Raw genomic sequence first — 24064 nt, 5'->3', positions numbered from 1 at the left:
CAGGCAGCGTCAAGCAAGTTCGTTGGACGACACATAAGTTTGCACCGGCGACAGATAAAGTTGCACGCGACGACACATAAAGCTGCATACGGTGTAAAGCTCGGATGCAAGTTGCTGACGACCCCATCAACCACAATTGCACTAATGACACATGAGTTTGCACCGGACCACAGATGGGCTTGCACTGAGCAAATTACCGGGACACAAATATTTTCACCTCGGCGTCCAAGTTCGATGCCGCACTCATCCATCCTTGCAACAATTGATAAGCTTGGAGTGACTCACTACGTCCTCCTACACCTAGTCTCATCTGCGTCTCAAAATCAGAAATCGAAAAGCTGTTTGCCGCAATAATCCAGACCTCCTTGCGAACGCCGACACTTCTGCGGCGTGCTGCTATTACAGCCCAAAGCTGCTCAAGTGCAGGTTCAAGCGCATCAACTGTACTATCAAATCTACGCCCCTCGAACAGACGAATGCGATTTGCCAAGCGCTGAGGAGCGGCAGGCTCCGGCCAATCCGCCAACAGATTTGTCCAATTTGCAGCCTTCAGGTTACGGTCGCCCGAAACAAGCATTTCCAAATTTTTGGTTGCTTGAGAGCCAACCTCAGCTAGCGCGCCCGCAGACGATTGCGGACGTTGCGCAGACGTGCCACATTTGACATGTACATACACAAGTTTTTCTGGGGAGGAAATGACAAAATCAGCAGGCTCAGTTCCCATGTCGGAACACAAGATGAAATCTGCCGCAGCAATATGTGAATAGAACGGCCCCAATTCTGATATTGTTGGATTTGGCAAAGAGTAATTTTTTAGTTTATCAATAATATAAAATACTGAATTTAATGAAAATTCATCGGCTGAGGTCTGGATAATTCCGTCTACATGTCCTTTTTCAGTTAATCCATCTTGCAACAGGCCAGGAATAGCGATGAGAACACCGCTCAATTCAGAATTAGCAACAACAAAACCATCTTGCGTCGGCAATCTTAATTCATAAAATCGACCTCCCGCATAAGTAATTCCATTTTTAAATAATATTTTATGCAATGACCGGATTAAAAATTTTTCGAATCCAAAACTCTCATCAAAACCAATAATCTCAATATCACTTTCCGTAACAAATTCAACATAAGGATACTCAGCAATAATATTTATACTTACATTGCATGCCTCAACTCCATTACTTAAAACAAATTTCGAATCATATTGATAATATAAAAAACTATTATCCAATTCAAACTTAATTCCATTTACAAGAAACTCAATCGGTTTTTCGTAAATACTAAAATCGAACACAACTGACTCTGCCATTAAAGCATCGGTGGGTATAATTGGTTTTGAAAACGAATTCAAAATTCGCCCCGAAGCTTCGACATCAGATGCCAAACATTTTTCAATCATTTCAAACCATTCATCCAGATCTGCCAAACTAAATTGACGGTCTTTATGATCCGAAATTCGTCCAGCATCGACCCCTATATAATAGCTACCTGACTTATTTCCTTGATTGTCTAAGGTGTCGCACTTTATTGTCGACATACGATATGCTGCAAATTGCTGCTGCCCCCCAAGATCATCAAGGTTTTCCCCCTTAATTACCATTGCTTCAGGTCTTTTACGAGCTGAATTGATTGATCTAGTGCTCGCTTCTTTGGGCCGTATAGAAGCACCTCTAGTCATGACTTTGAGCAACTTACTCTGTTCCAGAGGGGAGCCAAAATTAAGCTCAGCATCAGAGCTGTAAGTGCGCCCACGACTATCGAATACAGCGACTATTCCGTTCGCCAATTGTCGCAACAAAACAATTTCAAGACTTGGCTCAAAAAAAAGCTCATTGGACAGAAACCGAGATTTATTAAATGCGACAGACAGAACAATAATTATTTCAGTTGAATTTGATTTAAATACTTTACACAACTCCCCTTGATTCGTCGCACGCCAATAAAGCGTGTCAGCAGCTTGCGGCAGCGCAAACCCGACCTGCGAGTGTAGAAAACAGATCGAAGCGGTTGGAATACTTAATGCCTTATCAGGATCAAAAGAATTAATATCAAATTTTCCTACAAACCGATTTTCATGGTAACTGAATTCAGGAAATGCATCCAAGTATAATTCAATTAGTCTTCCCGTGTTAAGAGAAGCCAGAAACTTGCTAACGCCGTTAACGGATTGAAGCGAGCTGTCAAAGTCACGGTAACTAGACCACATTGCGAAATTGGTTGGATGGTCGAATTCGAGTACGACTGGATGAAGGCCGTCAAAAGTACGCACCACACGTCCAACAGTTTGAACAAGTTCTCGGCCACTACCTAAAGGATACGTTAATACCATGAGCTTGGCCGCAGGGATATCAACGCCTTCATCCAATTTATGTTGATGGACCAGAACTCTAAATACACTATCGCTTAGAGCCTTAGGCACAGCCGTTTTTACGTTATCGCGAGTATCGTTCGTATATCGCTGATGTATTGCAAGTGTCGGAACATGTTGATTGAATAAATTAAAAAAATATTCAACTTTTTCAAACGATTTGCATTTGACAATACATTTCGCTGTCGGAAATTCATCGAGAAATTTAAGTACACTGTGCAAAATATTCTCTTGGGCAACAGTAGCGAAAGCTGGTTCACTTAGAACTTGATCCGCTAATGCCTCAGAAAATGTGTAGACATAGCTGGCCGTAGGACTAACATCGAATTGAAAAAGATCATTCCGATATGGTGTTGCAGTAATTACGATTTTATGTGCAGAAGTTCCACGCACCAGCGTTCGCCAAACCGGCGAAGGTTCTGAGTGGCCTTCATCAATAATTATCAAATCGAAGAATTGCTTTATTTCTTCCAGCCGGTCACTACTTAAACTATTCAACATCTGGAAGGTAGTTACATAAATTCCATTAGCATCTGTATTTTCAATGCTTCGAAATACTGGCCTCATCGGAATAGGAGCCGCCGGACAAGTCTTCGTAAAAAAGCCGCCACTAATTTCTTTGGCGAGTTGATCACATACGGCGCGACGATGGCATAACACCAGGATTCGACTCTGATCAACATGGTGTGCCAAAACGGCGATTACACCTGACTTTCCGGCCCCTGTAGGAAGACTTATCAAACAAGATTTATGATCGTGTTCAGAAAATGGGGTTTGTGTGTATAGCAAGGCATTCTGAATGCTCAATTGTTGACATGCTCTAAGGGAAGACCAAAGTACGTGATCAAGGCCATGTATATTTTTATCTATCTGTTCCATTCGAGCCGCCTTTTTTATTCTAAATTATTAAAACTTCGTATTGTGCTCGCCCACATACTCATCAAAAAAAATAACGAACGGGTCTATAAATATGTCCCTTTAATGTACTTTTTACAGGCGCATTTTCCAAGTTGAATATAGACAAGAAATATTAATTAAGTACCAAGTATAGCATTGCGTTTGTTGTTAACCACCATACCAAAAATTATTTTTTCGTACAAAATCCGAGATTCTAAGGAAGAAAGAAAATTCATAGATTCAATAGCTTACGCAACACTACTGCTTGATGTAGTGTTGTGCAAGTATTAGTAAACGTGGGGCGCACTATGTGTGGGCACGGCAGCGTAAGTAAACAAGGAATTCACCCTGCGCGGAATTTTTGCGGCTCAAGGGCAAGGCGGAGCGGGTTTAGCCCGACAATGGGCTATCAGTGTTGCGGTCGCCCACAATCCCAAATTGTGGGCAAGCCACCGAATTGCCGTTACGCTGCGTATGAAAGAAGGCCGTGAAGAACACAACTTCGACTTGAACATCGATTAAATTAACCGCACACGCAATCCCGTATTTGAAGTAATCGCGAGAAAATTCGACGTCTATGTCGTCAGATACCAAGTTTCAGATCAGTCCAAACCTATCTGGCGCTTATGTGCGGTGGTGCAAGCTCATGTGCCGTCCAATGCCAAGCTTCCGAGACATCGAGTTTGCGGTCGTAATACATCAATCATCGTGCGGCGCCAGCGTTCGTTCCACGCATGGGTCCTTTCAACGATCCAGCGCATGGGAAGGACGATGAGTCCGGCATCTTTAGCAGCAACATGCTCAGGAGCGATATTGGGATCGTGTAACGTTCCGGTCGTGCCATTGGTTGGATGACAAACCACTTCAACCGAAAGACGATGTGCCAGCTCGATGGCATGAGCACATTTTCCACAATAGGCGCCATCGGTATAGAGCTTTTCAAAGCGAGGACTGTTGCTGCACGCTTGCGCAAGCTCCACTCGATCACCCGATCGCTAGGCACCTTCCGGCTGTTGAATCCCACCAGTCGCCGCGTGTTCGCGGACAATTCGTGCGCAATACAAATGAAGTGTTCAGAACATCTAAAACATCATTAAAAAAGGCTTTTTGCCCAAGCTGAAAACTCACTTGTGGTTTTTTTTGCCTCAATAATTAAGTTCATTGCCTCCGGATCAGTGGCGGCTTTTGTTCGGATAAAAGCGAGATTTCTAATCATGATAGAGCGTCGCCTTACCAAATGCTTACGAGTATTAAGCCCAAATATCTCAACAGTCTTGCCACCGCGTCCATTTTTTCCTTCCGCTCGCGCCATTCGAGTTTTAGCATCATAGGTAAATTTTATGAACGAGTCTGGATCCTCCGTGCAGGGATTAACGAGCGGTCCGCCTTGGGCCGCCAACGGAAACAATTGCCCTTTATGTTCGGCATCGTTGCAGCGCGCGCATGCCAAAAGTAAATTTTTCCAAGTAAAAGTATGGGACGGATATTTACCTTTAGGCCTGAAATGTTCGATGTGACCATACGTGACGCTACTGATCTCAGATTCGCAATATGCGCACTTATCATTAAACATTAACTCAAGAGCCGCCTTAACATCTTTCTGTCCATACTTAGAAAAAGCATTTTTTATATCTTTTTTGACGCCACCGGAAATAGCAGCGAGAAGTTCGCTCTTCCATTTGGAAGCATTGGTCGCCAAAGATTTTGGCTGGGCTGAGCGATTAACTTTTATCATTTTGCTTTGCCATATAATTATTGATTTTTCTCTCAAAATCTGATGGAAGCTCTTCAATTCCATAGGGATTATAAATAGCAAAAAACTCACTAAGATTAGACAGCTCAGTCTTCTGTCGTGTTGTAAGTCGAGTCCTTTTTGCCATCAAAAATTCATATCGATTCAATTTATCTTGTATCTCTGGCGCATAGGTAGACGTAAGATCGAAAGCATCACTTTTTAAAATATCATCAACATCTAGAGCGAAAACATCATGAACTATTTTATTTGGAGACTCATTATCTTTTATTATCTTTAGAGTTAGCGCATCACGGCCGGCCCCAGCAGCGACAAAGGGACTATGAGTGCTAACAATAAACTGTATATTTGGAAATTTCTCCTGCAACCAGGTTGCAATATAACGTTGCCATACTGGATGCAGATGGATATCTAGTTCATCGATTAAAACGACACCGTGAGCGGAGAGAGGATTCGACAAATCTGGGAATCCTTCAATCAATCTCCAAACCAGATCTCCAGCCAATGCGAGAACACTACGATAACCATCACTGAGCGCGAACGTAGGAACTTTGGCACCATCCACATCAAACAAAATTCGACCTTCATCGTCTATCGAGTCGAAGCGAACACTCGAAGGAAGCAAGCCATTTATCGCGTCAACACTTATCTCTTTCAATCTAGTCGAAGTGTTTTTTGAACGTTTTACTTCTTGATAATCAAGATACATCAACCAGTTTTCTAGAGTTGCCAGTCCTTCGTCCTCTGCAAACTGAGTGGAGAAGTTGGTGAATCGAGATGGCTGTTGCATTGAGGGAACCAAAACCTGGCTTCTTCTCGTCAGCCGCCTAAACGCGCCATAGCCAGCCGCGAACCAACCTTTGCTGCTTGATGAAAAAGCGTTTTGTCGTAGCCAACTCAACGATCGGTCAGCGGACTCATGTACTCCCGGCTGCGTATGAACCTTTCCTCTGATGATGATTCGTTCATGGCCTGTCACATGCTGTGTATATGCGAAGGAGGTACGAATTTTATCCACGCCAAAAGTGCCTGAATCAGAAGGCTCTTGATGTATACGGCATGAAATTTTTCCAACCACACCTTCTTGCCGCAGCCAGCCCGTGGGGCGCGGTAACAACTGTGATGCGACTTCAGGTCCAGCGAGCGCTAAGGCCATTGATTGGAGCAAAGTGGTCTTACCGCCGCCATTCTCGCTTAACAGTGTTACCCATCCAGCTCTTCCACCCTCTTGCTTTAAATTTAGGGTGGTTTTCTTGAAACATTTAATATTTTCAAGACTGACTTCTTCTAACCACATACGATGTCCTTGACTAAATTAAATGATATTGATCTTTCCGAGCATCTATACGAGTAGCATTGACCAAGAAATTCAAGGTTAGGCCGTGTGGTCTATTTCTTGATTTATCACACTACCTAACGCATGTACTGCCATATGAAAATTCTTTAGCGCAGAACTCATTGTAACGGTGAATCGACTCGGGGTCCCGAAAAGGCGGGTATTACGTTCATCTGCCGTGCTTGCTCTACGAGCTGGCTATTGGCCGCACCGGAGGGCCCCTGCATGAAGTTGCTCAGGCAGCTTGTCAACATAGCTGTGCTCGTGATTGATGGTTGGGGACTAGTCGTGCTCGACGACGCGCACCGGCGCGACCTGCTAAAAGTGCTCGATCCGCCAATGCAGCCGCTTGACCATGGTCACCAGCCAGCTTCCCATTGAACATCGGCACGCCGCTATCGGTGACGCCACCTTGACCAAGACGATCCTTGACTGCTTGGTTCACAACGCCGGCCTAAACCCGGTTTGGCTCATGCAGTCTTATGCAACCCAGTCGTCAACGCTGAGGCGTTTGCTTTTCTTACGAGTCACAATAACTGGCTTCGCCCAGTCAAACATCGACGTCGAGAGACGTTGTTTCTTCGCTGTGAATACAGTCAGAATCATGCCTTTGACGTTTTCGATGAGGGGCGGCTCGAAGTCTGCGTGGAGGGGGTAGCCAAGTGGATATTTGCGACGCTCCCACCACATGCCAATACGTGATTGTACGAACATAAAGAGGAGCATGATGCCCAGCCAAAACGACGCCACAATAGCACTGGGAATGCTTGGTGGCGTTTGTAGGAGTTTTGCAAAACTGTAGTTGCTGTATATGAGCCACGAACTAATCGGCAGCCCCACAAACATGTTGGCAGTCCAAAGTAAGATAAATAATGTGGCAAGCCATTCTCCTATACCGGCCTTAACCTCCTCAGCGTGATGATCCAAGCTAGTTGCTTGACCGCGAATTCGGCCGAGTATTTCAACATCCGCCATTGCTTCGCCACCGTAGAAGAGAATGACGTTTATGTGGTCACCAGGATTGATACAATCGAAGTAGATATCCACGTTTTGATCGTCTCCCTGAGAAAGGGAGCATATGAGTTGATCATCATTCGAAAGAAGGTCCGCCCTAATGATGTATGCATTTTTCCCAATGGATAAGCGGAGCGGCGCGTTGTCGAGAAAATCGGAGGGAGAAATTGCATGCGTCCCGCGATTCCAAATCACGAGATTGAGGGCGTAGACCCCGCGATGGGTGCGACCGTCCTCGTCCGCGATTTGGAAGGGGAACTCCGTCGGGAGTTCAGCCACGATACCGCGCATGACAAGGCGTGATTTCAGATACTTATCTTGGGTTAAGGGTTTCCTGCCGATAATGGCAGCAGCGACACGAAGGAGAGCGGCGCCAATAGTATTTAGTGGCTCGACGAAGGCCATATTTTTTCCTTTGTTTATGAATTAATACATCATAGGCTCAATCGCCAATGAAATCGCCGGCGGTGCCTAAGTACATCGGATGGTCAGCTCCCTTATATTTCGGCAGCCATCGCTTGTCCTGCGGTCCAGTCGGATGGTCGTACTCTGTTGACGAAAGAATTAGCTGAGCATTCTTTGCTGCACAAAGATTTTCCAACTCACGGAGGTATTTCGCGAGGTCCTCGGTATGAAGCTCCTGCTGTTTCGGTGTATCCAGAATAATCAGCCTGAATGGTCGCGATGGCTCTGATATGTAGGCTTCGAATAGCGCGGCATGGATTGCCAATACCAAACGGATTTTTGTGCTTCCGGAGAAGAGATCTAAGGACTCACCGTCGAACTTGAACCTAAGGTCTAAATCGATGTCGACGTTCCTCGATACGTTATGGGTATCCAGAATGTCCATCCACTTCACCGCCAGTTCACGCAATTGGTAGCGAAGTTTATTGAAATCGAAATCGGTTCGGCCACTATTGGATAAGCTATCAATACGCTCCTGAATTCGCAGCCGCTCTTCTTCTAGCTTTACGATCTTAAATCGCTCCCCTTGAAGCGCGACCATTCTCCCGAGTTCGCCTTGGGCTTCTACCAGCTGTTTGGTCAGTCCCTGAACAGCGGTCACGAGTTGATCGATACCGGCCGCTGCTGGTGAGTTCAGTTGAGTCACCAGGACTTGGCGCTCTACTTGCAGATTCATCAAGACTTCTATGATCTGCTCAATACGAATCTCGGCGCGTAACGCATTGCGGTCGAGGTCCTTGATTTGGTCACGGAGATATAAGAGATTCTTGCCATACGACTCAGTGCTGCCCATGAACAAGCCGCAATTAGTTGCACCACAAATTTCGCCGAAAGAAGAGAACACTCGGCGAGCCTGTTCATTGAGACCAAGTGTCTTTACTTCACCTTCGATTTCCGTTCGAATGGAGTCAATCCCAGAAACGCGATTCTGCAGTTCGGAGAGTTCAATTTGCTTTGATCGTATCTGTTGGTCTTTTTGACGAAGCAGTTCGGTGACTGCTGAACTAGCAGTACCTTTCGCGTCGACTGAATCTCGCAGCGTGTTAATTTGGCCTGTGATATCAGCTACCCGGCGTTGAAGTACATCTTGGTTGGCAGGGGCATAGTCAACGCCTCGTGATTGGTACTCGAAAATTCGTTGCGCTGCCACGATCTTCCGTGTCTGCGCTTCAAGCGCTGCCTTCTCACCAATTAGGTCCTTCTTTACATCGAACGAGTGCTTGGGATTTAAGCCAAACACGAAGCGGACCATCTCCACGAACTGGTCAGCGATGAACGCACTATTCGACTTATAGACCGCCGTGTAGCCATCGCCTTGGTTCAGGTAAAAAACTGGCAGGACGGTAGACACGTAAGGTTGTGCTACCTGCCCGCCGGTCGTTACGAGGCGGGGAGGCTCTAGACCAAGCGCCTCGAAAAGAGCCGCAGAAAAGGCTCCTTCATTGTAATGCTCAGACTCTTGACCCCGATAGGTCATGATCGCGTGGAAGTCGCGGTTGTTCGCTCCTAGAATTCGGCGGATGATTAGTGGCTCACCGTCGTTCTCGGCCTCCAATGTCACCGTAGAGCATTTGCTGAAAATCTCGTCCCGGAACTTCGGCGGGAATCCAAGACTAGCTGCCAATGACTGGATAATCGGAGTCTTACCACTACCATTCTTGGCGAAGATGAGCGTGGTTCGCCAGCCAAATTCGAGTAGCGGGCTTTCCCAACCATTCTGACCAAGCGGTTCAATTTTTAGAGACTTCAACCTCACTTCACTTCTCCCCTGATTCGAGTCTCGTCCCTGATGTACTGGTAGCTAAGTTCAATGGTCTTCATTGACATGGCCAATGGACTCTCGCCGTCCACCGCACTTTGATAAACCTTCTTTCCAAGATCGGTTGCCGATACTCGTTGAGTAAACTTATCGACGGAAATTTGTCTTGTGGATTCAAGGAACGTCAGCGCCTTGATAGTTCTGATGCGCAAATTTCCAGACCATCCTATATCTTGTGATGAGCCCTTAAATCCGACTACCGTGCGTTCCAGGCACTCGCCGACCAACTGACCAATCTCTGGCAGTAGCGGCTTTGCCGATCCCTTGGCTATGGCCAAAATTGTCATCGCTAGCAATGGCAGCTGAAATAGCGCTTCGTTGCTAAGCGAATGAGCGGGAACTGAGAGTTCGACTGGGAGTTTCAGCCGAATGTCCAGCCTTATGGCCTCTTCGAAAAATTCGGAAGCATTCATCGCGAAGCTCTCCGTACAATTGATGCGCAAAATGCACCGAGTAACAGGTCGACGTCCAAGCGAGGAAATTTCTTACCTAACGCCGAACCGACTATCTCATCGATCTTCTCTCTTAATTGACCAAGCGCGCCACTGCTAACAATCCAAACGCGACACTTGGCATCGATCTCATTGAGGAGCAGTTCGAGATCGAACTCGGGATAGGTGTGACGCGCTGTGCGAAGCCAAACGTCCCATGAAACCTTTGCACGAGATGCAGCTTCGATCATGCTTTCCGGAGCGCCGGCAGATTTTAGCTCGCGCTGAAGTATGGAAGCCGTCTTGATAGCAGCAGGGTCGTCCCCACTAAGTAGATTCCTGTACACCGTAGTGGAGATGCTTAGCACCTTCAACAGGTCATCGATTCCGACACCCGCGACGACGTCTATCTTGTCTTTGGTTACTCCATTGATTGGCTCGCAAGACTTCGCTTCTACTAATGCCACGAGACTGTTTGCAATCTCGTCGACCTCATGCTTGTGGAGATCTATTTCACTATGCTTCCAGATAGCGTTCCGCGCGGCGTCAGCGAACTGCTCGAGGGTTTCCCCCATATAGGAAACTTGCACAAGAGTTAGCTTCGCTCTAGCCGCTTTGATCTGGTCATCAGAAAGCGGTATTTCAGGTGAGAAGATTTCGCCAAACTTCTCGATGAACTGGGTAATGTAAGAACGATCAGACGCTCCTGCCTTGAGGTGCTCCTGGACCTTGAATACGTCCTCTTGAAAATGAACATTGCTGAGAACCGTAACTTCTCGGCATTCTTCACCAAACTCAATTGTATGGACGAACAATTTGCCGGCAATGCTATCTCGAATGGCTACGAGCTTCTCTTCCGTGTCGAGTTTTCCCGTCTTCTTCAGTGAAAAGACCTCATCGACCTTCCATTGTTGATTTGCTCTTCCCTTGGTCTTGACCTGGAAAAAATGATATTGGACTGAGCCGTCGACATTACGCCGCACGACGAAATCATCATGATAGTCGCAATACACTCGGTCAACATCCTTGCCACTTAAAATCTCCAGAGCGGCAAAAGCCGCAGCTTGAAATTGCATTCGGAAGCGGTTGCTGGTTTCTCGGCCGACAGTTTCACGTGGCGCTTTGTCATGGAGGGTGCCCATGGATTGTTCTTTTATCTCCCTGGTTGCAATTCGCGTTAGGTGAAATGCGGGCGCAACATAGTCTAATCCGTGCTGATAGCGACGGGAAAATAGAAAATTCTCTCTCCACCGTTGACTGCCGGTGTGCTTAGAGGAAATAGAGGAATCGGCATTAATACTGTATAAATGTACAGTATTTTGATGTGCAGCGCATGGCGCCTTAAATGCTACCTCCAAATAAGAAGCCTCTTTGTGGCTCCTAGGTACTATTTCCCTTAGGACTATTATTTTACTGGATGGTTGCTGTTTGGAAATACGCCAATTGTCACATTTGGTGGCTAAATCCGATGTCAAATCAAGAAATGATCCGCTTATATTAGGCCTGCAAAACCACAAATCCTGATAATCCTTTGAAAAATAGTCGGCTACATTTGTCGAAGAGAGGAAGTGCGCGCTCGGTTGATAGGCGTCTACGTTCGCGCATCATCAGGTCCTTCTCGGCAAGACGCCAGTAGATCGTCTCGAATTTTGGTGCATCAGACCGTTGGCTTCGAGCAAATGGCTGGACTTCAGCAAGGTTGTTGCGTCAGGCGCCGACTCGCCGTCCAGATCAATGCCGACAAATGCCCAAATGGATTGGCTGCCGTAGATCGCGCCTTCGATGCCTTCGTCCGATAAGCCGAAGCATTACTGGGGCACCTATATACGGAGCATGCGCGCCAGCCCAATCGCTGATCCATCTATCGCAAGGGAATTTATTCATTGCAAAAATTTACAAAGCATCATCCAGATAACAATTTTGCGAAATATAAGATGAAATTCTGTCGAAATGTAAGAAAAATACATCGACAATATTCTAATAAGTTCAATTTAATCAATGACTTGCGCTAACTTTTATAAACGTGTATGTTCCCTCACAACTGAGCAAGCAACTGGAGCACATCTATGAACCGCACCGCTAACGACGTACTGCAAGACTTCAAGTTTCGCGGCGTCTCTGTTGCCGAGTGGGCAAGACAGAATGGATTCACTCCGTCTTTGGTGTATCAAGTGCTGCGAGGCCGAAGCGTTCCTTCGCGCGGGAAAAGCCACACTATCGCTGTGCGTTTGGGCATGAAGAATGGCATTACAGAGCCTGATCTCGATTTTTCAACAAGCCGCTATCAAGAATAGGAGGAACTTAAGAAGCAAACCTATCCGCACAAACACAAACGGACCCTCTCGGGTCCGCCTGCGGTTGCAGCATCGAAAGACACTTACAACGGTTCGCACCCGTAGTTTCTTCCGAATGCAACCCAGAGTCAAGCACGTCTTCGTTTTTTTGAAGGCGCGTCGCGGTAGCGCACGCCCATACGGGTAGCGGTACCGTGTAACTTATTTCTCGGAAGATAACTATGTCTGGAAATTGCTACGACCAACGCCTTAATCCGCCATCCGGGGTCGCTTCGCAGAAGTATCCCATGGCCAAAGCAGCATCTGCTGATCTACTTGTTCAAATAGCTCAAGCGTTCCAAAGACCACCTAGCCTCGCCCGCATCCTTCATGGTGATCGAAAAATCCGACAGGGTAGCAGGGGCAGAAGAACTGCACTATTCCCAAGTACCAAATCCGGGGGCAGTATCCCGCTGGAAAGTCGACTCGAACTTGCATATGCGGTAGTTCTCGAACGCTCTCCAAGCGTTCAAGAATATAGAACCCAGGCAATTCGAATCTGCTTACCAAACGGAGGATTCGCACATCCGGATTTCTTGATTCGAACGACTTGTGGCCAAATCGAGGTCCATGAGGTAAAACCATCTATCGAACATCTTCCCAAAGCTGACGTGGAGCGCTTCACGTTCATGCGAAACGTACTGGGCCAAGCAGGTGTCGGCTTTCGATTAATCGACATACACAGTTTACCGAGCCCGCCGGTATTGGAAGAGCTATTACAACGTTATGCGCGCGGCCACCTGCAAGCTTTCTCTCAAGCGCAGACCGACATCGCAAGATCGCTGCTTGCACACGATGCTAACTGTACGTTTGAAGCAGCCTATCAACTGATGGCTCTACATGGGCTACCCGCGCAAATAATCGATTTTCTGAGCTTTCATCAGCTGTGGTCTTTCATTCAACCGACTGCCAATACATTTAAATCGCGAGGTGTTCGATGAAATCCGTTATTGAACCGAAACTGGGAACACGATTCACCATACACGGTGCAAGATTCGAGATCAGCTTCATAGCAGATGGTACGGTTCGCTACTCAAGCAGTGCGGGCGGGCAAGTCCACCGGATGCCATATGCGAAATTTCTTGATCTGCAAATTCAAGGATCGCTTGATGTCAGCGACGCGACCAACGCAGTTATCAACACGTACAGTAGCCATGCGAGCATCATAAAATATCGTTATATTGAAGCAGCGATACGAACACTGCCACATCCCACCGCGAGGGCACCGCTGGCTGAGGTAATCAGAACTGTTTGCGCGGACCTTTCCGATGCAAAGCCGCCATCGGTTAGAACAGTGTCATATTGGATCGCCAACTTCAAGCAGCGAAAGGAGGAATCCCTCCCGCCGCGATATTCTCGCCGCGGAAATCGGACAATTCGCTTCGCTGTCGAAGTCGAGCAACTAATTTCTGAGGCTATTGAGGAACAGTTCCTGCGACGTGAACGTGGCGGCGGCGATGCTGTGCACAGCCAGGTCATAGGCAGAGCTGCACAGCTTGGTCTTTGCGACTCTCACGCCAGCAAAGTCGCGCTCCCATCTATCCGTACAATTCAACGACGGATAAAACAACTTGATCCGCATACGGTCGCATGTGCGCAGTTGGGCCCGCTGGCCGCAAGCAAGATTGCACGTGCAGCAGGGAGAACAATCGAAGCGCGAAATTGCTTATCAATCGTTCAGATGGATACCCACAAGGTGGACGTGCTGGTCGTTGATCCTGATACTGGCGATGTACTCGGACGGCCATTCCTTACTACCGTTCTTGATGTGCACACCCGGAGCATTGTTGGCACGTACATCAGCATGTACGATCCCAGCGCGACGACCGCGCTGGCCGCACTCAAGGACATGCTGGTCCGGTATGGCATCCCGTCGTTAGTCATTCCTGACAATGGTGTCGAATTTGCGAACTCAGCATTTATCTTGGTATGCGGTACGTTGAAGATAACGATTTCGCCAGCACAGTCGCGAGACCCGAATGGCAAAGCGCACGTGGAATCCTTCTTCAGAACTTTAACCAATGCACTGATACAAAGCTTGGCGGGCACGACTTTTTCTAGTCCAGCGGCACGAGGTGACTACGACTCCAGTCGAAATGCGCGGTTCACCATTCAGCAAGTCAAGTCCTTTGTCGACGAGTGGATTAACGAGGTTTATCACAAGACAGTTCACTCACGAACCCTTCGTGCTCCAGCCATAGCATGGGAAGAAAAAGCGAGTGTGATGAGCCCAATGAAACTAACCGCTGCGGAGGTGGATATTCTGGCAAGACGCCCATATGAGCGAACCATCCATGGTGGCCGGGTTCAGTTCGAAGGGCTGCACTACTTTTCACATGCGCTTATTGGTCTTGAAGCGCAAGGCAATTCGAAGATCACGATCTTAATCGACGAGTTGAATCTGCAAACCGTTTTCTTCGAAAACCCTTCTTTGAGGGGGGAATACCTAATGGCCGAATCAACTGACCCGGACTACACAGACGATCTAACGCTGTTTGCACACTTAGAGGCAATGAAGATCAAAAAGGCACTTTCCGATGCAGACAGAAAGCGGTTCGGCACGAACGCCAACCGTATTGCTCGCTGGACGCTGATGTCGCGAATTCAGCACGAAAGCGAAGCAGCAAAGAAGTGGCTTCGTAAGCTGACCAATGGCGTTGGTCGCAAGCTACGTAAAACTGATGCAAAATCGGCCGGCAGTGAATGCAGCGAGCTTGAGCGGGTCGAGCAGATCTATAGTCCTAAAAGTACGCTTGCTCCTCAGCCTTCTTCCGCCCCTCAGAGTACTGCGAAGGCGGGGTGGAATGTCATTCCAACGATCAAATCTCTCGACACGGAGTAGGCCATGCTAAATGAAAGCCTGATAGCACGCGTGGCTGAACTCGATAAAGTCATCATTCTGCACGCTGCTTTCGAGAAAGCAGTGCTGGGAATCGAGGAATGCGTTTTGAAATCCCGGCACTATCTTGAACCGGTTGGGAGTCTGGTTCTCGCCGAGGCAGGGCTGGGTAAAACCACAGTGAGCCGTGCACTTCTGGCCCGTATGCCGATTTCAATGGAACGCGACGCCCACGTTGAAAGGACGATTGTCCCAGCCTTTTATTTTGAAATCCCATCACCGGCTACCGTCCGATCCGTCGCTGCTAGCATGCTTAGCGCGCTCGGTGCGAACGCATCGACCTCTGGGAAATCAGCGCAATACCTCACTGAACGATTATGCACTCTGTTGGAAAGGTCGAAGACGATCTTGGTGTTTGCAGATGAAATGCATAACTTGTTTGGCGATAAGAGCCAATCATCGATAACGAACAATCAAGTCCGCAACTGGATCAAGACGTTGGTAAATCGCACAGGCATCTCTTTCTGCCTTGTGGGTAATCCCGTCTTCGAACCGATTCTGTCTGAAGACGGTCAGCTAGCACGCCGATTCCCCATGCGATTTCACTTGTTACCACTGATGCCGGGGGATCAAAGCAATCCGGGCGAGTTAGTCCCATTTATGGATGAGGCGATCAGAAAGGCTAAGCAGCGGCTTGCGCTTGCATCACTCCCTCAATTTGATAGCCTCTACAGTGCAACGCAAATATACGCAGCAACCGGGGGAATTCCATCCTTCGTAGTCGCGCTGATCAAACAGGCTACTTTAGAAGCGCTAACATCAGGTACAGAACATGTGACACTTGAGAATTTTGCTGCTGCCTGGGATTGTGGCACAACGGCGGAGGCAAGCATCGTCAACGAAAATCCATTTCGGCTATCACATGGCGCACTAGCAACGGCGATGCGGAGGCGCGCATGACGAACCGCCTGCTCTTCCGCCCAATCCCATTCAAGGACGAAACTGCCGCAAGCATCTTGATACGTGCAGCCAAAGAAAATGGCCACGCATCTGTGTATCAGCTACTTGCCGGGAGCGGTATGTCAATCAATGAGCCAAGTTTACGCGCTGCAATTATCGACCCTGGTCGATTCGTCGCTATCGTCAGACAACTTGGCCTGACGGATGACGCGGCAGCACTGTCGCTCAAGCGCGCTTCATCATCAAGACGGTCATCGCGCCGATATCACGCCATTGAGATACCTGACCGCTGCTTTCGGCGGGATGATGCAAGAGCATTTTGTGCAGCTTGCTTAACTGAGCTTCCGTACTGGCGACAGCAATGGCTGGTCCGTCCTTTTGCAGTCTGTACTCGGCACAAGTGCCTCTTGGTAGACCATTGCGTTCATTGCAAAAGGATTCCATCGATCGGCAGAAGCGAAATCGTCGCATGCAATCATTGTCAGACCTCTTTGCTGACTATGCACGGTGCGCCGGCAAACACTGAGGTCATGCAAACAATAGAAGAACTGCTGAAGTCAGCCGACGCCGCCGCAGTGAACAGCGTGCTTGAATTTTGGAGTGCCCTGGAGCGTTTCGATGAACTGGACGATAGCCCGGCCAACGAATATGCCCGGCTCGAAGTTGCCATCGCATTCTTCCGGAGCGAAGTCACAGCGGTCGAACATGTGGCGACTCAGGTTGTGCCGCGCATTCCCGTTACGGGTCCGCGCATTCAACTATTGCCATTTTTATCAGGAAGTCCCTCACTCAACCGCTTCGGCGAGGAAGTCTTGAGTCAAGTGTGGCCACTGACCCAGATCGGCGCAGCGGAGTCGCGACTATCTCATCTAAGCAAGAGCGAAGTTTGCATAATTTTGAAGATGCCGCCCGCAAAGCTGACGCGGCTAATCACGAGAGGTGCCATCAACTGGCCAGATGACGGCAGTCGTCAGCAAAAAATTGCGATAACGGAAAGAGAACTGCGAGAACACGGATTTTCGCAGACCGAAATCCTTTACCTATACCCTGATGTGCCTGACTGCTCATTTAGACCACGGGCTCGGCCAGTTCAGAAGCTTCAACGCTACCAGATCAGCCATGAAAAACAGAGGTGACGTTCGCAGCGCGGTCAACCAGTCAGCGATCTCGACAACATCGAAACGCCAATTAAGGTTTCTACCTTGGCAACATAAGACTGCGGCTTGCGGAGTCGTTAAGCGAGTTCGATTGGTGTGGCCCCCACCTTTTCCCTGAACGCAACAAATCATTCAATAAGTAGGATGTAGCGTAGGTCATGGATGGATTTCATCCGTCCATGTAACCATCTGATAAAAATTATTCCAAAATAGGATTGTAGTTCACAGCGACAGAAAAACTCGTAACAATCACTGCACACTGGTATCGTTACGGCCATGTTTTAATTCAAACAACGTCCACCAGCTGACGCTCGCTTAATCTGCCAATTCTTGCTGCACGCCCAGCTTCTGCCGTTTCTGCGCGATAATTTTACTAGTTACTACGGTGTCCATGATGTGCCGCATACGGCACAATGATGATGAGTAGCAAAGAAAAGTGCAGCATGCTGCACATTACATGTGAGGACTAAATGCTAATTTTCCTTGACACTGAATATACCGATCCAGTGAACTGTGACCTCATCAGCATTGGCATGGTGGGTGAGGATGGCAAGAATGAGCTGTATCTGGAACGCTCAGATTTTCGGGTGGCATGGTGTAATGAATTTGTTCACTCCACTGTGTTGCCGCTACTGGGCAAGACTGGCCCGGCTATCACCCGATCCCAGCTAACCGCACAGTTGGCCGCATGGTTTCTAACGCTGCCGCGTAGCGTTACTATCGCGTGTGACAGCACCACGGACTGGAAGCTACTCGTTGCCGCGATGGATGGAATACGTCCATCGAACCTGACCGGCCGTTACGATTTACGTGGGCATATCGACTCATCGGAATTTCATCATGCCGTAGTCAAATACCATGAACGCTACGGTCCATGGCACCATGCTTTACACGATGCGCGTGCGCACCGGCATGGGTGGCTTGCTTGGCAAGACGGCAGAAAGAGTCAGTACGCCTAATGTCTAAGGAGCACAGCTTCATCTTCAATGTGTAGAGTAAGGCTGAGCGCACCTTGTCTTTAATGAAGCATTAAAGACTCCGTCAAAAAAGCTTAACGGAACGATTTGAGACTACATTGAGTTACTGTGTGTCTGAAGTTACTTGCGGATTGCGCCTCAGTGAGACTTTGCAACATCCATGATACGAAAGCGCACCAGCCAGCATGTGTTAGCGCCTCTGGCACGCCATCCACGACATAAAGCGCATCGGCGTGCAACTCCGCAGGCAAGGCAAGTATCCAATTTTCGATAGTGCGCTCAAGCTCGTAGGGAACCGCCGAAAGCGGCAGCACAGTCATTTCGCCAACCTCTTGAAACTGTATGCCAACGGGCATGCCGCAGGACAGCGAACGTATCTTTTGCTCAATTGCCATCATCGCCCTACCAAGTAAGTGGACTATGCCGATGCGCTCGCACAACAAGCAGCTATCTCACAGCGCATGGTATCACGGGCCGCACTGTGCTCAACGCAATTCGCGATAGTCTGCCGGATGGCCTGTGAGTAGAGTGCAAGCTTATGTGTCGTTTTCAGACCGTAGTGCAAGCTTATCTGTCGTCCAGTGCAAACTTATGTGTCGCCGAAATTCGTAAGTCCCTGTTTTTACATAACGTCCGGTGCAAACTTATGTGTCGTCCAACGCGTACGGCCCATCGTCGTGGATGCAAGAAGCATGGCGGTCGATGGCACGACTGAGAGCGATAGAAACGATACACGACTGCCGGGCCAGTGCCTGGACTGAACGGAAAGCGCGGGGCGTGCGACCGTTAACGTGGCGACGAGGGCCACCAACAATCGCCGGGCACCGATTTTACACCAGTGGCAGAGGATGCCGGCCCTCGACCGGTAATGGAAGCTACCTGGCGCTTTATGACCGGATATTTTACATGATGTATCAAGTCAATTACCACGGCGTACATTTATCGATTTGTGTGACCTAAGTATAGTGAGTTCCCTCCGGGCAACAGAAGAGTGCCGGAAAGTTGAGTCCACCTTACCTCAGAGTCCCCATGAAACCAGATAAAAACCAGTTGCGCAAAACAGCGCATGTGCTGCCTGCTGCCTGAAGCATCGCACTGCCATGCCTGGCCGATGGCCGCGTCCCGATTAGTCCTACCTCATCCTATGGAGCATCATCATGTTTAACACGTTCAAACACGTCGTCTGCGCGAGCCTGCTCGCCACCACCGTACTGGCTGCCAGCGTGCCAGCGCTGGCCCAGCCGATCCCTTATCCGGCAAGCTTCAAGACCGAGTTGGTCGACGCCGATGGCGCCAGGCTGTATGTGCGTGTCGGCGGCAGTGGCCCTGCCGTCGTGCTGATCCACGGCTTCGGCGATACTGGCGACATGTGGACGCCGCTGGCGCTGGCGCTGGCGAAAAACCACCGGGTCATCGTGCCGGATCTGCGCGGCATGGGCCTGTCGTCAAAGCCTGAAGGCGGCTACGATAAAAAAACCCAGGCAAGCGACATCCGCGCCATCCTGGACCAGCTGGGTATCGACAAGGCGGACATCGTGGGTCACGACATCGGCACGATGGTCGCCTATGCCTATGCGGCCCGCTATCCCGGCAAGACCACGAAACTGGTGGTGCTCGATGGTCCGGTACCAGGCATTCCGCCTTGGGAACAGATCGTTCGCCTGCCGGTGCTGTGGCATTTCGATTTCGGCGGCAAGGACGCGCTGCGCCTGGTCCAGGGGCGGGAGCGCATCTACCTGGACCGCTTCTGGAATGACTTTGCCGGCGACGCCAGCAAGATTGATGAAGGCACCCGCGCCCACTACGCGAAGTTATATGCCCGCCCGGGAGCCATGAAGGCGGCTTTTGCCCAGTTCCAGTCGATCCGCAAAGATAACGAGGACAATGCAGAATTGGTCAAGACCAAGCTCGCCATGCCAGTGCTGGCCGTGGGCGCCGAGAAGTCGTTCGGTCCCAACCAGGCTGCCCAGATGCGTAACGCCGCCAGCAATGTCACTGAAGTGATCATACACGGCGCCGGCCACTGGTTGATGGAAGAGGCTCCAGTCGAAACGGTGAAGGCGGTGCAATCCTTCCTTGACTCGGACTGAGTAAGAGCCTATCCCAGTAGTGAGCGTCTTCTGCTGGCAGCGCATCAGCAGCGCGGACCAGGCGTGAGGAGGAAGCGTGGCGGGCCACGCGACGACGATCAACGCAGTCCCCGCTGCTGAGGGGCGCCAGCAGGGGACGTATTCATCTACTGGGATAGGCTCTAAGCCGGCTCCCTGTCATGGAGGGCTCAAACGCGATAAAGTGCCAGGCATTGAAAAGAACTAGATCGCTATGAACTACCCAGCTCGCTGAATGTGCTGCCGGGCTACCGAGGCAGGAACATCGCTCATGATAGAAAAGCTGGAAATCACGCACCTCAGGACCCTCGCCGCCCTGTATAAATTCGCCAATATATCGGCGGCGGCAGAACATCTGGGCGTGTCGCAGCAGGCAATCAGCCTGCAGTTGAAGAAAATCCGCACGATTTTGAGCGACCAGCTGTTTGTCCGCACCGGCCACGGCATGGTGGCCACGCCGTATGCCAAACTGATCGCGCCCCATATACACCAGGTGCTGGTGCACTTGCACGATATCCCGCTGCCGGATTCCGTCACGCCGGAACAGATCGCAAGAACGCTGGTCATCTCGGCCACGGATTACACGCAAAAAGTCATCGTCGGCCCGCTGATCCGCGACCTGAGAGTTTCGGCGCCGAAGGTGAAAATCATCGTCGCCGATATCGAGAGCAGCAGTCTGACGCGCAAAATGCAGCAGGGAGAAATCGACCTGACCTTCACGGTGGATGGCTATGTGCCGGTCGGACTGATTTCCGAAGCGCTGTTTATTGAAAAATACCGCTGCGTATCCGCCGATACCACCATCGTATTTGATGATTATTTACCGCTGGAAAAATTGGTGCAGCACGATTTCATTATTACCTCGCCGGGGATCGCCAGTGCCAAAGGGTCGGCCGACACCTGGTTCGACAAGCAGAACCTGCGCCGCAACGTGGCGGTGTCGGTGCCGTCGTTCTTCATGGCGCAGGAATACTTGAAGCAATCGACGATGGTCGGCTTTCTGCCATCCCGCCTGCTGCCGGCCGAAGGACTGTTCGAGATTCCGTTGGAAAAATATCCGCCGGGATATGAAGTCGTCGCCGCTTATCATCCCGGTATCAAGAACGATCCTTTCATCCGATGGCTGCTCGACCGGGTCAAGCGGCGGCTGTCGCCGTCAACCTGACAGCGCTGGTATCCCTTACAAGCCCGCCTTGATTGATGGGGGCCATCTACGCCGCTATGCTGATTCTCCATTTCCCCAATGAGAGTTTCTGATGACGATCAAGCATATCAATCCTGCCGCCCTCTATGACGGCGCTGCTTCCGGCATGTCCCAGGCCACGCTGGACACGGACAGCGGGCTGGTCTTTGTGTCCGGCCAGGTCGACTGGAATAGCGAGCACCGCGCCAACCATCCCGGCATCGCGGCGCAGACCGAGAGCGCCGCGAAAAACCTGATCACGGTACTGGAAGCGGCTGGTTCCTCGGTCGAGCATCTTCTGCAACTGCGGGTCTATATCAGGGGCGAAATCAGCGAGCATCTCGACAAGGTGGTGCCGGTGCTGGTCAAATACCTGGGCGTATCGCGTCCGGCGCTGACCGGCATCGGCGTGACATCGCTGGCCAGTCCGGACCTGCTGATTGAAATTGAAGCAGTGGCCAAGGTTGCCAAATAAGCGGCGCCGGCATGGCGACAGCGCTGCTATAGTGTCAGTTCCTGTTTTTTGCATACTCCCGAAAATAGTTGTAACAAGTGCTTGTTCAAACCGACTTAACTGAACAAAAACTGAAGGAGTTATCTTGAACGCCACGCTGTTACGCGGCCTTGCCGCAGTTGCCACCACCACCGCCATGCTGGCGGGCGCCCACGCCCAATCGGCCGCTCCCGGTCCGGTCGAACAAGTCGACGCACTCAATCACGTCTTCGGCCAGCACGCCGGCCAGCGCGCCTCGCACGCCAAGGGCTTTTGCGCGGCCGGCGCATTCACCCCGGACCGCCAGGCGGCCAGCCTGGTGCACGGCCCGCTGTTCGAGCAAGCCAAGGTGCCTGCGCTGCTGCGTTTCTCTATCGGCGGCGGCAACCCGGCCGCGTCCGACAAGAGCCGCAGCGTGCGCGGCCTGGCCCTGCGCCTGAGCGGCGGCGACGAGACCTACGACCTGGTGCTGATTTCGGAACCGGTGTTTTTCGCCGCCACGCCGGCATCGTTCGTCAGCTTCCTCGACGCTCGCGTCGCCGATCCGGCCACCCGCCAGCCCGATCCGAAAAAAATCGCCGAGCATAATGCCCGCTACCCGGACGGCAGGACGCAACCGGCCTTGCTGGCCGCCCACGCCGCACCGGCTTCGTATGCCAGCACGCCGTATTTCTCGAATAACGCCTTCGTGTTTTCAAATGCCGCCGGCAAGAAGCAATATGCGCGCATCGTGGTGGAGCCGGACGCCGGCGTGCATTACCTCAGCGCGGATGAAGAAAAAAGCCAGCCCGACCTGTTCCTGGAAGGCGAGCTGAAAAACCGCCTGGCCAAGGCTCCGGCCGGCTTCACGCTGTTCGCGCAATTGCCGGCGGCCGGCGATTCATTGATCGATCCGAGCCGGCAATGGAGCGGCAGCCAGCGTATCGCGCTCGGAAAATTAACCGTCTCGACACTGGCCGACAACGGCACCTGCGACCCGGTGGTGTTCATGCCCTTGCAATTGCCGACCGGCATAGCCGGTTCCGACGATCCGATCCTGCAGGCGCGCGGCGGCGCTTATGCGGTGTCGCTGTCGCGCCGTTTGCGGAAATAAGGGAAGTAACAGCAGATGAGCGCACACCAGCAAGCGTCACAGTCCGCGCCCGACACCTGGGACCAGATCACGCGTGAACGCGCTTTCCTGCTGCGCCTGGCGCGTTTGCAACTGGCGTCGGACGCCGACGCCGAAGACGCGGTGCAGGAAACCTTGTTCGCCGCGCTGCGCAACTGGTCCGTCTACGCGCAAAAATCCAGCGTGCGCAGCTGGTTGTGCGGCATCTTGCGCCACAAGATCGTCGATGCGATCCGCTGCCGCGGCGCCAGCATCGCGCTGGCCCAGGCTGACGATAGCGACGCCATCATCGACAGTTGGTTCACCGGCGACGACGCCTGGCATCCGGCGACCTTCGTCGACCATCTGTCGGGCGAGAAAATCGCCGAACGCAGCCAACTGCTGGCGATCATCGAATTATGCATGGCGCGCTTGCCGGAACAAAGCGCGCGCTTATTCCTGATGCGCGAATACCTGGGCATGGACCTGGATGAAATCGAAGCCGGCTGCAAGCTCAGTCCAGGCAACCTGCGCATCATTTTGTACCGCGCGCGGATGCGCCTGCGCGATTGCGCCGTACGCGGCTGGGGAGAATTCGAATGAGCAAACCATCATCGGCGTCCTCGCCGGCGTCATCGCTGACCTGCCGCGACACCACCTACCTGGTGTGCGATGCGCGCGACCGTGCGCTGACCGGACACGAACAGGCACTGCTGGCCGGCCATATACAAAGCTGCCCTTATTGCAAGGTCGCGGCGCAGCAGTTCAGCCAGCTATTTTCACAATTGGACGAGTTGCTGGCCCGTAGCCAGCCTTGAGCGACCACATCACGACA

At 50.7% G+C, this 24064-nt stretch carries 21 protein-coding genes and 2 pseudogenes; 13 read left to right on the top strand and 10 right to left on the bottom strand.

Annotation, left to right across the window (positions count from 1 at the left end; genetic code table 11):
- Positions 1-193: 193 nt before the first annotated feature.
- From GJA_RS02205 to GJA_RS02200, 4 genes are all read right to left on the bottom strand, one after another.
- Complete coding sequence (locus GJA_RS02205) at positions 194-3253, bottom strand: DEAD/DEAH box helicase (RefSeq protein WP_051780180.1); 3060 nt, start codon at positions 3251-3253, stop codon at positions 194-196.
- A 662-nt stretch (positions 3254-3915) separates the two neighbouring features.
- Entirely contained in the window at positions 3916-4251 is a 336-nt protein-coding gene (locus tag GJA_RS27065; RefSeq protein ID WP_144241406.1) for a hypothetical protein, read from the bottom strand.
- Positions 4252-4364: 113 nt separating this feature from the next.
- Positions 4365-5006, bottom strand: coding sequence for a retron system putative HNH endonuclease (locus GJA_RS26490; RefSeq protein ID WP_167541079.1), 642 nt, complete (start codon positions 5004-5006; stop codon positions 4365-4367).
- Positions 4993-6321, bottom strand: coding sequence for an AAA family ATPase (locus GJA_RS02200; RefSeq protein ID WP_038488281.1), 1329 nt, complete (start codon positions 6319-6321; stop codon positions 4993-4995). The genes GJA_RS26490 and GJA_RS02200 overlap by 14 nt, the downstream gene beginning before the upstream one ends.
- Positions 6322-6715: 394 nt before the next feature.
- On the opposite strand from GJA_RS02200, the pseudogene GJA_RS28640 reads away from it, so the two are divergent.
- Positions 6716-6808, top strand: a pseudogene (locus GJA_RS28640) (ATP-binding protein); the annotation flags it as partial.
- Between the two features lie 32 nt (positions 6809-6840).
- Here GJA_RS28640 and GJA_RS28115 read toward each other — a convergent pair.
- From GJA_RS28115 to GJA_RS27060, 5 genes and pseudogenes are all read right to left on the bottom strand, one after another.
- Positions 6841-7779, bottom strand: coding sequence for a hypothetical protein (locus GJA_RS28115; RefSeq protein ID WP_038488278.1), 939 nt, complete (start codon positions 7777-7779; stop codon positions 6841-6843).
- A 37-nt stretch (positions 7780-7816) separates the two neighbouring features.
- A complete protein-coding gene (locus GJA_RS02190; protein ID WP_156484105.1) occupies positions 7817-9595 on the bottom strand; it encodes a hypothetical protein in 1779 nt (592 codons plus the stop codon).
- A complete protein-coding gene (locus GJA_RS02185; protein ID WP_038488273.1) occupies positions 9592-10071 on the bottom strand; it encodes a hypothetical protein in 480 nt (159 codons plus the stop codon). Before GJA_RS02185 ends, GJA_RS02190 begins: the two co-directional genes overlap by 4 nt.
- Entirely contained in the window at positions 10068-11231 is a 1164-nt protein-coding gene (locus tag GJA_RS02180) for a dsDNA nuclease domain-containing protein (protein ID WP_038488270.1), read from the bottom strand. The genes GJA_RS02185 and GJA_RS02180 overlap by 4 nt, the downstream gene beginning before the upstream one ends.
- Before the next feature lie 454 nt (positions 11232-11685).
- Positions 11686-11897, bottom strand: a pseudogene (locus GJA_RS27060) (IS5/IS1182 family transposase); the annotation flags it as partial.
- 258 nt (positions 11898-12155) lie between these two features.
- Between GJA_RS27060 and GJA_RS26475 the strand changes: the two are divergent.
- The 6 genes from GJA_RS26475 (at position 12156) to GJA_RS02160 (ending at position 18337) form a co-directional block, all read left to right on the top strand.
- Positions 12156-12383, top strand: coding sequence for a DNA-binding protein (locus GJA_RS26475; RefSeq protein WP_081905212.1), 228 nt, complete (start codon positions 12156-12158; stop codon positions 12381-12383).
- A 287-nt stretch (positions 12384-12670) separates the two neighbouring features.
- Positions 12671-13363, top strand: a complete 693-nt coding sequence (locus tag GJA_RS27055) for a PDDEXK family nuclease (protein ID WP_144241405.1) — start codon at positions 12671-12673, stop codon at positions 13361-13363.
- Positions 13360-15264 (top strand): DDE-type integrase/transposase/recombinase, encoded by a 1905-nt coding sequence (locus GJA_RS26470; protein ID WP_081905211.1) that lies wholly within the window; start codon positions 13360-13362, stop codon positions 15262-15264. The genes GJA_RS27055 and GJA_RS26470 overlap by 4 nt, the downstream gene beginning before the upstream one ends.
- Before the next feature lie 3 nt (positions 15265-15267).
- Positions 15268-16221, top strand: a complete 954-nt coding sequence (locus GJA_RS02170; RefSeq protein WP_038488267.1) for a TniB family NTP-binding protein — start codon at positions 15268-15270, stop codon at positions 16219-16221.
- Positions 16218-17357 carry a TniQ family protein gene (locus tag GJA_RS26465; RefSeq protein ID WP_081905210.1) on the top strand — a complete coding sequence of 380 codons (1140 nt, stop codon included), beginning with the start codon at positions 16218-16220 and terminating at the stop codon, positions 17355-17357. The genes GJA_RS02170 and GJA_RS26465 overlap by 4 nt, the downstream gene beginning before the upstream one ends.
- Before the next feature lie 491 nt (positions 17358-17848).
- A complete protein-coding gene (locus tag GJA_RS02160) occupies positions 17849-18337 on the top strand; it encodes a 3'-5' exoribonuclease (RefSeq protein WP_038488261.1) in 489 nt (162 codons plus the stop codon).
- 92 nt (positions 18338-18429) lie between these two features.
- Here GJA_RS02160 and GJA_RS02155 read toward each other — a convergent pair whose 3' ends face one another.
- On the bottom strand, positions 18430-18753 hold the full coding sequence (locus GJA_RS02155) for a hypothetical protein (RefSeq protein WP_144241404.1): 324 nt from the start codon (positions 18751-18753) through the stop codon (positions 18430-18432).
- A 759-nt stretch (positions 18754-19512) separates the two neighbouring features.
- Between GJA_RS02155 and GJA_RS02150 the strand changes: the two genes are divergently transcribed.
- The 6 genes from GJA_RS02150 (at position 19513) to GJA_RS02125 (ending at position 24047) form a co-directional block, all read left to right on the top strand.
- Entirely contained in the window at positions 19513-20445 is a 933-nt protein-coding gene (locus tag GJA_RS02150) for an alpha/beta fold hydrolase (RefSeq protein WP_038488255.1), read from the top strand.
- Positions 20446-20734: 289 nt separating this feature from the next.
- Positions 20735-21628 (top strand): LysR family transcriptional regulator, encoded by an 894-nt coding sequence (locus tag GJA_RS02145; protein WP_038488252.1) that lies wholly within the window; start codon positions 20735-20737, stop codon positions 21626-21628.
- A gap of 91 nt (positions 21629-21719) precedes the next feature.
- Entirely contained in the window at positions 21720-22121 is a 402-nt protein-coding gene (locus tag GJA_RS02140) for a RidA family protein (RefSeq protein ID WP_038488249.1), read from the top strand.
- A gap of 124 nt (positions 22122-22245) precedes the next feature.
- Positions 22246-23232, top strand: a complete 987-nt coding sequence (locus GJA_RS02135; RefSeq protein WP_051780173.1) for a catalase family peroxidase — start codon at positions 22246-22248, stop codon at positions 23230-23232.
- A gap of 15 nt (positions 23233-23247) precedes the next feature.
- The gene (locus tag GJA_RS02130; RefSeq protein WP_051780171.1) at positions 23248-23832 is read left to right on the top strand and encodes a sigma-70 family RNA polymerase sigma factor; all 585 of its coding nucleotides are present in this window, start codon (positions 23248-23250) and stop codon (positions 23830-23832) included.
- Positions 23829-24047, top strand: coding sequence for a hypothetical protein (locus tag GJA_RS02125; RefSeq protein ID WP_038488246.1), 219 nt, complete (start codon positions 23829-23831; stop codon positions 24045-24047). Before GJA_RS02130 ends, GJA_RS02125 begins: the two co-directional genes overlap by 4 nt.
- Positions 24048-24064 lie beyond the last annotated feature (17 nt).

It is taken from the genome of Janthinobacterium agaricidamnosum NBRC 102515 = DSM 9628 (genome assembly GCF_000723165.1).
GTDB lineage: Bacteria > Pseudomonadota > Gammaproteobacteria > Burkholderiales > Burkholderiaceae_D > Janthinobacterium > Janthinobacterium agaricidamnosum.
This window is presented reverse-complemented; position numbering and strand designations above follow the sequence as displayed.